General features: G+C 73.1%; 12 protein-coding genes and 1 pseudogene. 5 read left to right on the top strand and 8 right to left on the bottom strand.

Going from position 1 to position 14,527, the window contains the following annotated elements; all coding sequences use genetic code 11:
- Positions 1–110: 110 nt before the first annotated feature.
- From G7Z13_RS26025 to G7Z13_RS26015, 3 genes are all read left to right on the top strand, one after another.
- Positions 111–671: a cysteine dioxygenase gene (locus G7Z13_RS26025; protein ID WP_240926347.1), complete on the top strand. Its 561-nt coding sequence runs from the start codon at positions 111–113 to the stop codon at positions 669–671.
- Positions 668–1,081, top strand: coding sequence for a rhodanese-like domain-containing protein (locus G7Z13_RS26020; RefSeq protein ID WP_206313148.1), 414 nt, complete (start codon positions 668–670; stop codon positions 1,079–1,081). The genes G7Z13_RS26025 and G7Z13_RS26020 overlap by 4 nt, the downstream gene beginning before the upstream one ends.
- 86 nt (positions 1,082–1,167) lie before the next feature.
- Positions 1,168–1,617 carry a nuclear transport factor 2 family protein gene (locus tag G7Z13_RS26015; RefSeq protein WP_166002646.1) on the top strand — a complete coding sequence of 150 codons (450 nt, stop codon included), beginning with the start codon at positions 1,168–1,170 and terminating at the stop codon, positions 1,615–1,617.
- A 22-nt stretch (positions 1,618–1,639) separates the two neighbouring features.
- On the opposite strand, the pseudogene G7Z13_RS26010 reads toward G7Z13_RS26015, so the two are convergent.
- The 5 genes and pseudogenes from G7Z13_RS26010 to G7Z13_RS25990 form a co-directional block, all read right to left on the bottom strand.
- Positions 1,640–2,465, bottom strand: a pseudogene (locus G7Z13_RS26010) (IS5 family transposase).
- Between the two features lie 228 nt (positions 2,466–2,693).
- The gene (recX, locus tag G7Z13_RS26005) at positions 2,694–3,491 is read right to left on the bottom strand and encodes a recombination regulator RecX (RefSeq protein WP_166002645.1); all 798 of its coding nucleotides are present in this window, start codon (positions 3,489–3,491) and stop codon (positions 2,694–2,696) included.
- Between the two features lie 4 nt (positions 3,492–3,495).
- Complete coding sequence (recA, locus tag G7Z13_RS26000; protein WP_166002644.1) at positions 3,496–4,626, bottom strand: recombinase RecA; 1,131 nt, start codon at positions 4,624–4,626, stop codon at positions 3,496–3,498.
- A 252-nt stretch (positions 4,627–4,878) separates the two neighbouring features.
- Positions 4,879–6,123: an AI-2E family transporter gene (locus tag G7Z13_RS25995; RefSeq protein WP_206313147.1), complete on the bottom strand. Its 1,245-nt coding sequence runs from the start codon at positions 6,121–6,123 to the stop codon at positions 4,879–4,881.
- 60 nt (positions 6,124–6,183) lie between these two features.
- On the bottom strand, positions 6,184–6,378 hold the full coding sequence (locus G7Z13_RS25990; RefSeq protein WP_166002643.1) for a DUF3046 domain-containing protein: 195 nt from the start codon (positions 6,376–6,378) through the stop codon (positions 6,184–6,186).
- Between the two features lie 80 nt (positions 6,379–6,458).
- Here G7Z13_RS25990 and G7Z13_RS25985 point away from each other — a divergent pair, with 80 nt between their 5' ends.
- Positions 6,459–7,403, top strand: coding sequence for a hypothetical protein (locus G7Z13_RS25985; protein ID WP_166002642.1), 945 nt, complete (start codon positions 6,459–6,461; stop codon positions 7,401–7,403).
- A 2-nt stretch (positions 7,404–7,405) separates the two neighbouring features.
- Here G7Z13_RS25985 and G7Z13_RS25980 read toward each other — a convergent pair whose 3' ends face one another.
- The 3 genes from G7Z13_RS25980 to G7Z13_RS25970 are packed head-to-tail and all read right to left on the bottom strand — an operon-like array spanning position 7,406 to position 9,404.
- A complete protein-coding gene (locus G7Z13_RS25980) occupies positions 7,406–7,714 on the bottom strand; it encodes an AzlD domain-containing protein (protein ID WP_166002641.1) in 309 nt (102 codons plus the stop codon).
- Entirely contained in the window at positions 7,711–8,433 is a 723-nt protein-coding gene (locus G7Z13_RS25975; protein ID WP_166005292.1) for an AzlC family ABC transporter permease, read from the bottom strand. The genes G7Z13_RS25980 and G7Z13_RS25975 overlap by 4 nt, the downstream gene beginning before the upstream one ends.
- A complete protein-coding gene (locus tag G7Z13_RS25970; protein WP_166002640.1) occupies positions 8,430–9,404 on the bottom strand; it encodes an AraC family transcriptional regulator in 975 nt (324 codons plus the stop codon). Before G7Z13_RS25970 ends, G7Z13_RS25975 begins: the two co-directional genes overlap by 4 nt.
- A 92-nt stretch (positions 9,405–9,496) precedes the next feature.
- Here G7Z13_RS25970 and G7Z13_RS25965 point away from each other — a divergent pair, with 92 nt between their 5' ends.
- Positions 9,497–14,521, top strand: coding sequence for an ATP-dependent helicase (locus tag G7Z13_RS25965; protein ID WP_166002639.1), 5,025 nt, complete (start codon positions 9,497–9,499; stop codon positions 14,519–14,521).
- Positions 14,522–14,527: the final 6 nt, after the last annotated feature.

Genomic DNA, 14,527 nt, shown 5'->3' with positions numbered 1-14,527 from the left:
TACGCGGGCTGCGTGTGTCGACCGTCCTGCTGATCTCGCTTCCTCTCTCTGCCGCGCGCCGCTCGATGCGTTGTCGCGCGCGCTTCCGCGAACTCATCAGGACGGTCCACGTGTCTGCCCTTTTCCCCTCCCCCTCCCCCTCCCCCGCCTCCGTCGCGTCCGCCGCCGGGCGTGGCTCCGCGCCCACCCAGGCCGATCTGCTGGACTTCGTCCGGCGTGCGGCGGCCGACACCGCGCTGATCGAATCCCTGCCGCTCGACCCGGAGGGCCGTACCTGGGTACGGCTCCAGGGGCCCGGCGGCAGCGAGGCCTGGCTGATCGGCTGGCCGCCCGGCACGGGCACCGGCTGGCACGACCACGCCGACTCGGTGGGCGCCTTCCTCACCGCGCGCGGCGAACTGCGGGAGAACGCGCTGGCCGCGCGGCTGCCCGCCGACGGCTGGAAGACCCTCGAACTCACCGAGGGTGTGGACCGCCACCGCCTCCTGCCGGCCGGTCAGGGCCGCGCCTTCGGCCGTCACCACGTCCACGAGGTGCTCAACGAGTCCACGGAGGAGCACGCGATCTCGGTCCACGCCTACTACCCGCCGCTGCCCCGGATCCGCCGCTTCAGCCGCACGGGCCAGGTGCTGCGTCTGGAGCACGTCGAGCGCCCGGAGGACTGGCAGTGAGCGGCCGCGAGCACGGGGAGCCCGTGGGCATCGACCAGTTGCTGGAGCGGGTGCGGGCAGGCTACGAGCGGATCGGGCCGCGCGAGGCCTACGCCGCCCAGCAGGCCGGTGAGGCACTGCTCGTGGACATCCGGTACGCCGCGCTGCGTGAGCGGGACGGCCTGATCCCCGGCGCCCTGGTCGTGGAGCGCAACGAACTGGAGTGGCGGCTCGACCCCTGGGGCAGCCACCGTCTTCCCGAGGCCACCGGCCATGAGCTGCGGGTCGTGGTGCTGTGCAACGAGGGATACGCGTCGTCCCTCGCCGCCGAGTCCCTGCACCGGCTGGGACTGCGCCGGGCCACGGACCTGATCGGCGGCTTCCAGGCCTGGCGGGCGGCGGGACTGCCGGTGGTCGAGCAGCACGCCTAGGGCGTGTTGCGGAAGTGCCGACCGTGCAGCACAACGATGTCTGATCACCGCCAGCAAGGTCCTGCTGTGGTCCTCATGCTGACGGCATGACGATGTCATCCACTACGGAGTCAGCAACAGTTCTCACCGGCATGTATGCGGCTGAGGCGGAGTACCTGGCGGCGGGAGGCCCTGGCGAGGCTTCGTTCGACCTCCTCGCCCCCTTCTTTGCGCCGGATGTCGAGCTGCATCAAGCAGATGCCCTGCCCTACGGAGGCACTTGGCGTGGGCACAAGGGCATGACGCAGTTCTTCCACATGATGGGAGAGGTGTGGGAGTCGTTCGAGATGGTGGAACAGGAGTTCCTGGCCACCGGTGAGACTGCGGTCGTGCTCACAAAGGTCCGTGCTCGCGCGCGCGCGACCGGCCGTGAACTCAGCTTCCCCATTCTGCAAACGATCACGGTCAAGGACGGGCGGATCACCGAGGTCCGTCCGTTCTACTGGGACACGCGGGCAATCGCCGATGCCTGCGCCGTGCCGACACCGACAGACTGAGGTCGACGACAGAACCCACTGGTCACAGCCACTCGTTGAGGACTGCTGCCAGCACGGTCGCCTCGTAACGGACGGCAAGCTTGTCGTATCTCGTGGCCACGGTCCGGTGGCGCTTGAGGCGGTTGATCCCGCATTCGACCGCGTGGCGCTCGCGGTAGTCGGTCTTGTCGAACTTCGGCGGCCGACCGCCTCGGGAGCCGAGTCTCTGGCGGTTGCGAACTCGGTCCGCCGGGACCGGGATGGTCGCCTTGATACCGCGTCTTCGCAGGTAGGCCCGGTTGCGGCGGGAGTCGTACGCCTTATCGGCCCGTACATGGTCCGGTCGCTTACGGGGTCGACCAGGACCGATCCGAGGCACCCGGATCGCGTCCAGGACGGACTCGGACTGCGGAGAGTCGCCTCGCTGCCCGGCCGTGATCAGCACCGACAGAGGCTTCTGCCCCTGCTCGACGGCAAGGTGGATCTTGCTCGTCAGACCGCCTCGGGAGCGTCCGAGGCCGTGGTCGGCCGGCTCGATGGCAATGCCGCCGGGCGGCTCTTTTGGCAGGTCCCCCTTTTCGCCGCCCCGGCCGCGTGCTGGTGCGCCCGGCAGACGGTGGAGTCGACGTTCACGTCCCAGGTGATCAGGCCCTCGCATCCGCCTCGGCCTGGAGGTGCGTGACAATCGCGGCCCAGGTGCCATCCCGCTGCCAGCGGCGGAACAGGTCATGGACCCGGTCCCAGGGCCCGTAGCGTTCCGGCACATCGCGCCAGGGAGCACCTGTCCGGGTCCGCCACCGTATGCCGTCCATCAGCTGCCGCCGCGTCCACACCGGCGGACGGCCTGGCTTAATGCCCTGTGGCAACAACGGCTATAGCCGGGCCCACTGGCCATCCGTCAGATCACCACGTCCCCACAGAGCGTGATCATTCACGGCCAAGATCCACTTTCGCGACAGACCCTAGGGCCGGCGCGGGGCGCCCCCCTCGGGGGGTGTGGCGGGTCGTTCGGCCCTGTACGCGATGGGCGCCCCCGCGCGTCCACCGTGTGCAGGGCCCGTGGCGGAGCGTCAGCCGCGTCGGAGCCGACAGCCGCGTCAGAGTCCCTCGTCCTCCAGGAACTCCGTGTCCTCCCCCTCCTCCTCCAGCGCCTGCCGGACGATCCGCAGGGCCAGGCCCTCGGAGTAGCCCTTGCGGGCGAGCATCCCCGCGAGGCGGCGGAGCCGTTTGTCCCGGTCGAGGCCGCGGGTGGCGCGCAGCTTGCGGGCGACCAGCTCACGCGCGGTCGCCTCCTCCTGTTCGGAGTCGAGCCGGCCGACCGCCGCGTCGATCAGCGTGGAGTCGACGCCCTTGGTGCGCAGCTCCCGGGCGAGCGCCCGCCGGGCCAGGCCCCGGCCGTGGTGGCGGGACTCCACCCAGGCGTCCGCGAAGGCGCTGTCGTCGATCAGTCCCACCTCTTCGAAGCGTGACAACACCTCCTCGGCGACGTCGTCCGGGATCTCCCGCTTGCGCAGGGCGTCCGCGAGCTGCTTGCGGGTGCGCGGGGTCCCGGTGAGCAGGCGCAGGCAGATCGCCCGCGCCCGCTCGACCGGGTCCCCTGAGGACTCCCCCTTCTCGGCCCTCGACGAGAGAGAGGAGCCCCCGTCCTCGGCGGGCGGATCCCCGAAGCCGCGCCGACGTCCACGCCGTCCGCGTGAGCCGCCCGCGCCGCGCGGGGAGCCTCCGTTCGTCCCCGCACCGGGGGACGGGTCGTACGGGTCGTGCGGGTGGTGCGGGTCGCCGTCCGGCCGGCCGGTGCCCTGTCCGGCGGCGCGCCCGTCGTCCTCGCTCCCCGGCTCCCACGCGGGGCCGGGGTGGGCGTACTCGTACTCGGACCAGTCGGTTCGCCGTGTCACGGGCTCAGCTCTTGGCGGCCGCGGCCTTGGTCTTGGCCGTCTTCGCCGCCGCCGGGGCAGGCACCGACTTGGCGGCGTCGTCCGCGGGGGCGGTGGTGACCGCGGCGTCCGCGCCCGGCTCGGCGGCCGGCTCCTCGGGCCGCACGCCGACGCCCAGCTTCTCCTTGATCTTCTTCTCGATCTCGTTGGCCAGGTCGGGGTTGTCCTTGAGGAAGTTGCGCGCATTCTCCTTGCCCTGGCCGAGCTGGTCGCCCTCGTACGTGTACCAGGCGCCGGCCTTGCGGACGAAGCCGTGCTCCACGCCCATGTCGATCAGGCCGCCCTCGCGGCTGATGCCCTGGCCGTAGAGGATGTCGAACTCGGCCTGCTTGAAGGGCGGCGCGACCTTGTTCTTGACGACCTTGCAGCGGGTGCGGTTGCCGACCGCCTCCGTACCGTCCTTCAGGGTCTCGATGCGGCGGATGTCGATGCGCACCGAGGCGTAGAACTTCAGCGCCCGGCCACCGGTGGTGGTCTCCGGGGAGCCGAACATCACACCGATCTTCTCGCGGAGCTGGTTGATGAAGATCGCCGTCGTCTTGGACTGGTTGAGCGCGCTGGTGATCTTCCGCAGGGCCTGGCTCATCAGGCGGGCCTGGAGGCCGACGTGGCTGTCGCCCATCTCGCCCTCGATCTCCGCGCGCGGCACGAGCGCGGCGACGGAGTCGATGACGATCAGGTCGAGGGCACCGGAGCGGACCAGCATGTCCACGATCTCCAGGGCCTGCTCGCCGTTGTCGGGCTGGGAGAGGATTAGGTTGTCGATGTCGACGCCGAGCTTGCGCGCGTACTCGGGGTCGAGGGCGTGCTCCGCGTCCACGAAGGCCACCTGGCCGCCGGCCTTCTGGGCGTTGGCCACGGCGTGCAGGGTCAGCGTGGTCTTACCGGAGGACTCCGGTCCGTAGATCTCCACCACACGGCCGCGGGGCAGACCGCCCACGCCGAGGGCAACGTCGAGCGCGGTCGACCCGGTCGGGATGACCTCGATGGGCTCCTTGGACCGCTCGCCCATGCGCATGACCGCGCCCTTGCCGAATTGCCGTTCAATCTGTGCGAGGGCGGCATCGAGCGCCTTCTCGCGGTCGGTTCCTGCCATGGGTTCCACCCGGTTTGCTTGAGTCGATCGCTTCACGTCAAAGACGCTAACGCCTGCCACTGACAATGCGCCCCGACGCTGGTCCGGCCTGTGGATAACTCGGGTATCTCTCCGCCCAAAGCGGGCCGAAACACCCACCGAGAGCCTCGCCGGAGCTTCCATATGAATGGATGTTCGATTTTCGTGTCAAGCGAGGCACGCGGGTCGCGAGCGCCGTCCCGGGCGCCCAGGCACCGCTGCGGACGAGCACCGCTACGGACGGGTCTGCCGCCGCGCCCGCGCCCTCCCCCACAGCCGCCGCAACCGTACGACCGGACCGGGACCGGCGCCGCGGCCGCGGTGGCCGTGGACCCGCGGGTCGTCCGTGACGGCGTACCGCTTCACGTACGCCCCGAGGAACGCCTGGAGCGTGGCGACCGCCGGGATGGCGATCAGCGCGCCGACGGCACCGAGCAGCGCGGTGCCGGCCACGACCGAGCCGAAGGCGACCGCCGGGTGGATGTCGACGGTCTTCGAGGTGAGCTTGGGCTGCAGGACGTAGTTCTCGAACTGCTGGTAGATCACGACGAAGACCAGCACCCACAGCGCGTACCAGGGGTCCACCGTGAAGGCGATCAGCATCGGCAGGGCGCCCGCGAGATACGTGCCGATGGTGGGGATGAACTGCGACACCAGGCCCACCCAGACGGCCAGCACGGGCGCGTAGGGCACGCCCAGGACCTCCAGGAGGACGTAGTGCGCCACTCCGGAGATCAGCGCCATCAGACCGCGCGAGTAGATGTACCCGCCGGTCTTGTCGACGGCGATCTCCCACGCGCGCAGCACCTCGGCCTGCCGGGCGGGCGGCAGCACGGAGCAGATCGCCCGGCGCAGCCGCGGTCCGTCGGCGGCGAAGTAGAACGAGAACAGGGCGATCGTCAGCAGCTGGAAGAGCCCCCCGAGGACCTGCGCGGACACGTCGAGCACGCCGGTGGCGCTGTTCTGTACGTAGTTGCGCAGCCAGTCGGAGCGGAGCAGCCCCTCCTGGATGTCCACCCGCCTCAGATCGGTGTGGAAGTGGGCGTTGACCCAGTTGATCACGGAGTCGAGATAGTCGGGGAAGCTCTCGACCATCGTGATGATCTGCCCCGCCAGCATCGAGCCCAGCAGGGTGACGAAGCCCGCGGCCACGATCAGCACGGCGAGGATCACCAGGAAGGTGCCCAGCCCGCGGCGGACCCCGCGCGCGGCCATCCAGCTCACCGCCGGCTCGACGGCGAGGGCCAGGAAGAACGCGATCAGGATGTTGATCAGCAGGCCGGTGAGCTGGTGGAAGGCCCAGCTGCCGAGCTGGAAGACGGCGACGAGCGCGAGCGCCAGCACCATGGCGCGGGGCAGCCAGCGCGGCATGCGCGCGCCGGGCGCGGCGGCGCCGTCGGCCGGGGGCCGGGCGGGCGGCGTCGTGCCGTTCGAGGGTGCGTGCGGGGCTGCCTGCCCGGTCTCATCTGTCGGTGCCACGCTGCCAGTTTCGCCCACGCCACCGACCACCGGTCACCGCCCCGCGATCTTCGTGACCTGTCAGCGCTTCTCCCGGGGCACGTTCATGACGTCGCACACCACGCGCCACACGTCCCTGGCCTCCCAGCCGGCGGCCAGCGCCTCGTGCACGGTGCGCCCGCCGAGCTCCGACATCACGTGATCGCGCGCGAAGGTTTCGGCGTACCCCGTCCCGAAGTGCTCCGCCATCCGCTCCCAGAAGACCGTCAACCGCATGACACCAGTATCCCGCCCCTGAGAGTGGGCCCGAGCCGGGACCGCTTGCCGGGCCCTCTTTTCGCCCTACGGTCTGAGCCATGGCCGAAACAGGAGCATCCCCACTCCCCACAACGCCCCCGGCGCGCTCCCCGCTCTTCCGCGCCGAACAGTTCGTCTGGCTCACCGCGCGGGTGCTGGAACAGCGCCTTTTCGCGTACCACTTCCTCAACGGCGGCGCCGACCCGGTGGACACCGCGCTGGACGCCTACCGCAACCAGGACGGCGGCTACGGCCACGCCCTGGAGCCCGATCTGCGCGGCCCGGTCAGCCAGCCGCTGCACACCGCGCGGGCCCTGCGGGTGCTGGACTCGATCGGGCGCTGCGGCGGACAGCGCGTGGAGCGGGTGTGCCGCTATCTGACCTCCGTGTCCACGGCCGACGGAGCGCTGCCGGCCGTCCATCCCAGCCAGCGCGGTTATCCCGCGGCGCCCTTCGTGCCGGTCGTGGACGATCCGCCCAGTGAACTTCTCGCCACCGGTCCGGTCGTCGGTGTGCTGCACCGCAACGAGGTGTGGCACGCCTGGCTGTTCCGCGCGACGGACTTCTGCTGGCAGGCGGTGGAGTCCCTGGAGCGGTCCCATCCGTACGAGATCCAGGCCGCCGTCGCCTTCCTGGACTCCGCGCCGGACCGTGCCCGCGCGGAGTCCGCCGCCGACCGGCTGGGCCGCCTGGTGCGCGAACAGCGGCTCGCGGCCCTCGACCCGGACCGCCTCGCCGACTACCCCGTCGCCCCCGGCTACGCCCCAGGCGAGCACCACTTCCCGCACGACTACGCGCCCACACCGCAGTCCCTCGCACGCGCGTGGTTCACCGACGACGAGATGGCGCGCTCCCTGGATCACCTGGCGAGCGAACAGCAGGAGGACGGCGGCTGGCCCATCCGCTGGCGCCAGTGGGCCCCCGGGCCCGCCCTGGAGGCACGCCCGATGGTGACGGTCGAGGCCCTGCGCACCCTCAGGGCGCACGGCCGTCCCATCGGCTGACCTCATCCGCCCAGGGCCCGCACCCCCGCCGTCACCGCCACGGCCACCGTGACGACGAGCAGGAAGGGCGCGCGCAGCACCAGCGCCACACCGGCCGCGGCGACCCCCGCGGCCCTCGCGTCCAGCACCAGCGTCTGCCCGGCGGCAAAGGTCTGCTGGGCCGTGAGGGCGGCGAGGAGGGCGACGGGCAGCAGGGCGGCCAGCCGCCGGACGAGCGGCCGCTCCAGCGCGCCCGCCGGGACGAGCAGTCCGGCCAGTTTGACGGCGTAGCAGCCCGCGGCGGTCACCGCGATGGCGATCCAGGTGTTCACCGGCCCTCCTTCCATACCCCGCGCCGGCCTCGCGCCCACAGCACGACCGGGGCCGCGAGGGCGGCCACCAGCACCGGGACGCCCGCGGGCAGCACCGGGAGCAGCCCCAGCCCCAGGACGACGGCGAGGGCGGCGACGGCCCGCTCGGTGGCGCTCCTCAGCATCGGCGCCAGCAGCGCCAGGAAGACCGCGGGTCCGGCCGCGTCGAGTCCCCAGGCCTCGGTGTCGCCGATGGCCTCGGCGCCGAGCGCGCCGAGCAGTGTGGTGAGGTTCCAGAGCAGGTAGAGGCTGAGCCCCGTGACGGCGAACCCGATGCGGGCGGCGCGCCGCGTCGGCTGCGCCAGCGCGACGGCCGTCGTCTCGTCGATCACCCACTGGGCGGCGAACGGCCGCACCGCGCGGGGAAGCGACAGCAGCTGCGAGAGCCGCAGGCCGTAGAAGGCGTTGCGCACCCCCAGGAAGAGGGCACCGGCCGCGGCGGTCACCGGGTTCCCGCCACCGGCGAGCGCCCCCACCAGCGCGAACTGGGACGCGCCGGTGAACACCAGCAGGCTGAGCACACAGGTCTGCGCCAGGGTCAGCCCGTTGCCCGCCGAGGTCACCCCGAAGGCGAACCCGGACAGCCCTACGGCCACCCCGACCCCGAGGGCGTCCCGGACGACGGCGGCGTCCGGCTTCCCTCCGGCATCCGGCCTTCCTCCGGCATCCGCCCCTCTCAGGGCGTCCCGCCGTCCTGCAACGCCCGGCCTTCCTCCGTTGCCCGGCCTTCCTCCGTCGTCCGGCTTTCCGTCGTCCGCGCGTATGTCCGCGGAAGCTGTTTCTTCGGCCACCCCTCGGACGGTAGACGGGGCCGCCGCGGCGCGTCTTGTACGTTCTTGCGCTCGCGCTGGTAGGCCCCGGGAGGCACCCCCACGATCCGGCTGAAGTGCCGGTTGAGGTGCGGCTGGTCGGTGAAGCCGACGGCGACGGCGGCCTCGGCGGGTGAGCTGCCCGCGTCCAGCAGCCGCCGCGCCCGCCGTACCCGCGCGTCGGTCAGCCAGGTGTGCGGCGGCATCCCATAGGCGGCCCGGAAGGCCCGCAGCAGCGCGAAGGGGCTGGTGTCCAGGTCCGCCGCCAGCTTCTCCAGGGTGGGCGGCTCGGCCATCCGCTCCTCGAGCACGGCCCGCGCGTGGGCCGCGAGCCGTGCCCCGGCCGTCCGCACCTGCCGCTGCCGCAGCGGTCCGCCGTTCAGCCGGAGCAGCCGGGTCACCGCCACCCGCAGCAGCGTGTCGGCGGCCAGCGCGTTGCCCTCGTCGGCGGCGCGCAGCACCTGATGCACCAGCCCGACGGCGTACGGGTCGTCGAGCACCGGCCGGACGAAACCGGGGGTGCCGCGGATGAGGGCCGTCTCGGCCGCGATCTGCGCCACCACCTCGGGCGACGGGTAGACGGCCCCGTACCGCCATCCCTCGGGCACCCCGGCCCGCCCGGTGTGCGGTGTGTCCGGGTTGACCAGCGCCAGCGCGCCCGCTCCGGCGTACTCGTCGGCGCCCCGGTGCTGGAAGACCTCGACCCCGTCGGCGATCGCGGCGATCACGAAGTTCTCGTGGGTGTGCCGGACGAACGTCTTGCGGACGTACCGGGCCCGCAGCAGATCGACGCCGGGCAGCTCGGCGTACCGCCAGTGGCGTGCCCGCTCGCTCGAACCCATGAACCCATTGTCGGCCAGCCGGCCGGCGGATGTCCGGGCAGCTGAAAGGGCAGCTCAGGCCCATTGTCAGTGGCGAGGTGCAGGATGGACGCATGGCCAGCTCCCGACACCGAGCCCTGGACGGTTTCTCGCCCGCGACCCGCGGCTGGTTCGCGGGTGCCTTCTCCGCACCCACGGCCGCCCAGGAGGGCGCCTGGAAAGCCATCCACGAGGGCTCGGACGTGCTGGTGGTCGCCCCCACCGGTTCCGGCAAGACCCTGGCCGCGTTCCTCGCCGCCCTGGACCAGCTCGCCTCCACGCCCCCGCCGGCCGACCCCAAAAAGCGCTGCCGCGTCCTGTACGTCTCCCCGCTGAAGGCCCTGGCCGTCGACGTCGAGCGCAACCTGCGCAGTCCGCTCACCGGCATCCGTCAGGAGGCCGTCCGGCTCGGCCTGCCCGAACCGGAGGTCAAGGTCGGCATCCGCTCCGGCGACACCCCCGCCGCCGAGCGCCGCGCCCTGTCCACGCGCCCGCCGGACATCCTGATCACCACCCCCGAGTCGCTGTTCCTGATGCTGACCTCGGCCACGCGCGACGCGCTGACGGGCGTGGAGACGGTGATCCTGGACGAGGTGCACGCCGTGGCCGGCACCAAGCGCGGCGCCCACCTGGCGCTGTCCCTGGAGCGCCTGGACGAGCTGCTGCCGCGTCCGGCCCGCCGTATCGGCCTGTCGGCGACCGTCCGTCCGGTCGACGAGGTCGCCCGTTTCCTGTCCCCGCGCGGCAAGGTGGAGATCGTCCAGCCGAAGTCCGGCAAGGAGTTCGACCTGTCGGTGGTCGTCCCGGTCGAGGATCTGGGCGAGCTGGGCGGCTCCCCGGTGTCCGAGGGCTCGGAGGGCGGCGAGCGTCCCTCGATCTGGCCGCATGTCGAGGAGCGGATCGCCGACCTGGTCCAGTCCCACCGCTCGACCATCGTCTTCGCCAACTCGCGCCGCCTCGCCGAGCGCCTGTGCAACCGTCTCAACGAGATCGCGTACGAGCGGGCCACCGGCGAGTCCCTGGACGAGCACCACGCGCCCGCCGAGCTGATGGGCGGCTCGGGCGCCGCCCACGGCGCCCCGCCCGTCATCGCGCGCGCCCACCACGGCTCGGTCTCCAAGGAGCAGCGCGCCCTCGTCGAGGAGGACCTGAAGGCCGGCCGCCTGCCCGCCGTGGTCGCCACCTCCAGCCTCGAACTCGGCATCGACATGGGCGCGGTCGACCTGGTCGTCCAGGTCGAGTCCCCGCCCTCCGTGGCCTCCGGCCTGCAGCGCGTCGGGCGCGCGGGACACCAGGTCGGCGCGGTCTCCACCGGTGTGGTCTTCCCGAAGTACCGGGGCGACCTGGTCCAGGCGGCCGTCGTCACCGAGCGCATGCGCACCGGCGCCATCGAGTCCCTGAGGATCCCGGCCAACCCCCTGGACGTGCTGGCCCAGCAGCTGGTCGCGATGACGGCGATGGACACCTGGCAGGTCGACGACCTGCTCGCCACCGTCCGCCGCGCAGCCCCCTTCGCCTCGCTCCCCGAGTCGGCGTTCACGGCGGTCCTGGACATGCTCGCCGGCCGCTATCCGTCCGACGCCTTCGCCGAGCTGCGCCCGCGCGTCGTGTGGGACCGCGTGGCCGGCACCGTCACCGGCCGCCCCGGCGCCCAGCGCCTCGCCGTCACCTCCGGCGGCACCATCCCGGACCGGGGCCTCTTCGGTGTCTTCCTGGCCGGCGCCGATCCCAAGAAGGGCGGCGGCCGGGTCGGCGAGCTGGACGAGGAGATGGTGTACGAGTCCCGCGTGGGAGACGTCTTCACGCTGGGCACCAGCTCCTGGCGCATCGAGGACATCACCCGCGACCGCGTCCTCGTCTCCCCCGCCCCCGGCGTCCCCGGCCGGCTGCCGTTCTGGAAGGGCGACCAGCTGGGCCGCCCGCTGGAGCTGGGCCGCGCGCTGGGCGCGTTCCTGCGCGAGATCGGCTCGCTGCCCAAGGACGACGCGCGGCTGCGGCTGCTCGCGGCGGGCCTGGACGCGTGGGCCGCCGACAACGTGCTGTCCTACCTGGAGGAGCAGCGCGAGGCCTGCGGACACGTCCCGGACGACCGCACGATCGTCGTGGAACGCTTCCGCGACGAACTCGGCGACTGGCGGGTCGTCGTCCACTCCCCCTTCGGCGCCCAGGTCCACGCCCCCTGGGCGCTCGCCCTCGGCGCGAAGCTCTCCGAGCGGTACGGCATGGACGCCCAGGTCATGCACGCCGACGACGGCATCGTGCTGCGGCTGCCCGACGCCGACCTGCTGGGCATGGACCTGCTCGACCAGGAGCCCATGAAGGCGGGCGCCGAGTACGACGCGGAGCAGGCCCCGGTCGGCGCGGCCGACGTCGTCTTCGACAAGGGCGAGGTCGACCAGCTCGTCACCGACCAGGTCGGCGGTTCGGCCCTCTTCGCGGCCCGCTTCCGCGAGTGCGCCGCCCGCGCGCTGCTGCTGCCGCGCCGCAACCCCGGCAAGCGCACCCCGCTGTGGCAGCAGCGCCAGCGCGCCTCCCAGCTGCTCCAGGTGGCGAGCGAGTTCGGTTCGTTCCCGATCGTCCTGGAGGCGGTCCGCGAGTGCCTCCAGGACGTGTTCGACGTTCCCGGCCTCGTCGAGCTGATGGGCGACCTGGAGTCCCGCAAGGTCCGCCTCGTCGAGGTCACCACGCCGGAGCCGTCCCCCTTCGCCCGGTCCCTGCTCTTCGGTTACGTCGCCCAGTTCCTGTACGAGGGCGACTCGCCGCTCGCCGAGCGCCGCGCGGCCGCCCTGTCGCTGGACTCACGCCTGCTGGCCGAGTTGCTGGGCCAGGCGGAGCTGCGCGAACTGCTCGACGCTGAGGTGCTGACCGAGCTGGAGCAGGAGCTGCAGTGGCTCACCGAGGACCGCCGCGTCAAGGACGTCGAGGGCGTCGCCGACCTGCTGCGCCTCCTCGGTCCCCTCACGGACGCCGAGCTGGCGCAGCGGGGCGCCGAACCCCAGTGGGCGCAGGAGCTGGCCGGCGCACGACGCGCGATCCGCGTGCGCCTCGCCGGTACCGGCCACTGGGCGGCGATCGAGGATGCGGGCCGTCTGCGTGACGCCCTCGGCACGGCACTGCCGGTCGGCGTCCCGGAGGCCTTCACCGAGCCGGTGAAGGACCCCCTGGGCGACCTCCTCGCCCGCTACGCGCGCACGCACGGTCCGTTCACCTCCGCCGCCGCGGCGGCCCGCTTCGGCCTCGGCGTGGCGGTCACCGAGGGCGCCCTGCAACGGCTGGCCGCGTCCGGCCGGATCGTGCAGGGCGAGTTCCACCCGGCCGGCATCGGCCAGGAGTGGTGTGACGCGGCCGTCCTGCGCCGGCTGCGCCGCCGGTCTCTCGCCGCGCTGCGGCACGAGCTGGAGCCGGTGCCCCCGCCCGCGCTCGCCCAGTTCCTCCCCCAGTGGCAGCACGTCGGGCAGGGCCACACCCTGCGCGGCGTCGACGGACTGGTGCGCGCCATCGAGCAGTTGCAGGGCGCTTCGGTGCCGGCGTCCGCCCTGGAGAAGCTGGTCCTGCCGTCCCGGGTCAGCGGTTACGCGCCGGCGATGCTCGACGAACTGACCGCCGCCGGGGAGGTCGTCTGGGCCGGCGCGGGCGCGCTGCCCGGCAAGGACGGCTGGGTGTCCCTGTATCTCGCGGACGCGGCCCCGCTCCTCCTGCCGCCCCCGCACCCCCTGGAGCTGACGGCCCTGCACCAGTCCGTCCTGGACGCCCTCTCCGGGGGCTACGGCCTGTTCTTCCGTCAGATCGCCGACCAGGTCCGCGCGACCACCCACCCGGAGGTCACCGACCCCCAACTGGCCGACGCCCTCTGGGACCTGGCCTGGTCCGGGCGGCTGACCAACGACACGCTCGCCCCGATGCGCGCGCTGCTCGGCTCCGGCCGCACCGCCGGCTCCACCGCCCACCGCGCCAAGCGCGCCGTTCCGCGCGGGCGTTACGGCTCCCTGACGGCCGCCGCCCGCACGGCCTCCCGCACCGGCCCCCCTACCGTCGCCGGCCGCTGGTCGCTGCTGCCGCAGCGCGAGCCCGACACCACGGTCCGCGCCCACGCCCTGGCCCGCACCCTGCTCGACCGGCACGGCGTCGTCACCCGCGGGGCGGTGGCCGCGGAAGGCGTCGAGGGCGGCTTCTCGGCGGTGTACCGCATCCTGTCCGCCTTCGAGGAGAGCGGCCAGGCGCGGCGCGGCTATGTCGTGGAGGGCCTGGGCGCCGCCCAGTTCGCGATGGACGGCGCGGTGGACCGCCTGCGCGCGGTGGCGAACGCCCGCGAGCGCAACGCCGGCCGCCCCGACGCGGACTTCGCCAACGGCGCCGCCGGCCTCCCCGGCACGGCCCCCGGCTCCCGCACCGACCGCACCGGCAGGCCGCTCGCCGTCGACAGCGCCACCGCCGACTTCCTCGACGGCGCCCAGCCCCTGGGCCCCTTCGAGGACCACTCGGCCTCCTGGTACGGCACTCCGGACGGATCCGACCCGTTCGACACCCCGGCCGGACACCCGGCGCCCGGCGAGTACGTCTCCCCGCGCGACCCGGCCCAGCCGGCCCCCGCCTGGCAGAACGGCGGCCGCCCGCCGTACGGCCCGGGCTCTGGCCGCCGCACCCCCGGAGCCGCCTCCCCAGCCCTCGGCAATGCCCCAGGAAGTCACGGAGTCCACGGCACTGCGCCCCCGCGCGCCGTCGTCCTCGCCGCCGCCGACCCCGCGAACGCCTACGGTGCGGCCCTGCCCTGGCCCGACCCGCCCACCGACGCGGGGCACAAGCCGGGCCGCAAGGCGGGCTCACTCGTCGTCCTCGTCGAGGGCGACCTGGTGATCTACATGGAGCGTGGCGGCAAGACCCTGCTGGCCTGGCCCGCCGAGCCGGACACGGACCCCGCCGACGACCCCCGGCTGCGCGCCGCCGCGGAAGCCCTCGCCGCGGCCGCCCGCGCGGGCTCCCTCGGCACGGTCACCGTCGAACGGATCAACGGCGCCCAGGCCCTGACCTCCCCCGTGGGCAGCCTCCTCGAAGCTGCCGGTTTCGTCGCCACACCCAGGGGGCTGCGGCTGCGGGCCTGACGCACC

Origin of the sequence: Streptomyces sp. JB150, assembly GCF_011193355.1 — a bacterium.
In the GTDB taxonomy this organism is placed as follows: Bacteria; Actinomycetota; Actinomycetes; order Streptomycetales; family Streptomycetaceae; genus Streptomyces.
This window is presented reverse-complemented; position numbering and strand designations above follow the sequence as displayed.

What these genes read in the sequence shown, in the direction of transcription:
- G7Z13_RS25990 (WP_166002643.1), bottom strand. Translation starts at nt 6,378, where the DNA reads ATGCGGTTGACGGTCTTCTGGGAGCGGATGGCGGAGCACTTCGGGACG.
- G7Z13_RS26015 (WP_166002646.1), top strand. Translation starts at nt 1,168, where the DNA reads ATGACGATGTCATCCACTACGGAGTCAGCAACAGTTCTCACCGGCATG.
- G7Z13_RS25985 (WP_166002642.1), top strand. Translation starts at nt 6,459, where the DNA reads ATGGCCGAAACAGGAGCATCCCCACTCCCCACAACGCCCCCGGCGCGC.
- recA (WP_166002644.1), bottom strand. Translation starts at nt 4,626, where the DNA reads ATGGCAGGAACCGACCGCGAGAAGGCGCTCGATGCCGCCCTCGCACAG.
- G7Z13_RS25970 (WP_166002640.1), bottom strand. Translation starts at nt 9,404, where the DNA reads ATGGGTTCGAGCGAGCGGGCACGCCACTGGCGGTACGCCGAGCTGCCC.
- G7Z13_RS25965 (WP_166002639.1), top strand. Translation starts at nt 9,497, where the DNA reads ATGGCCAGCTCCCGACACCGAGCCCTGGACGGTTTCTCGCCCGCGACC.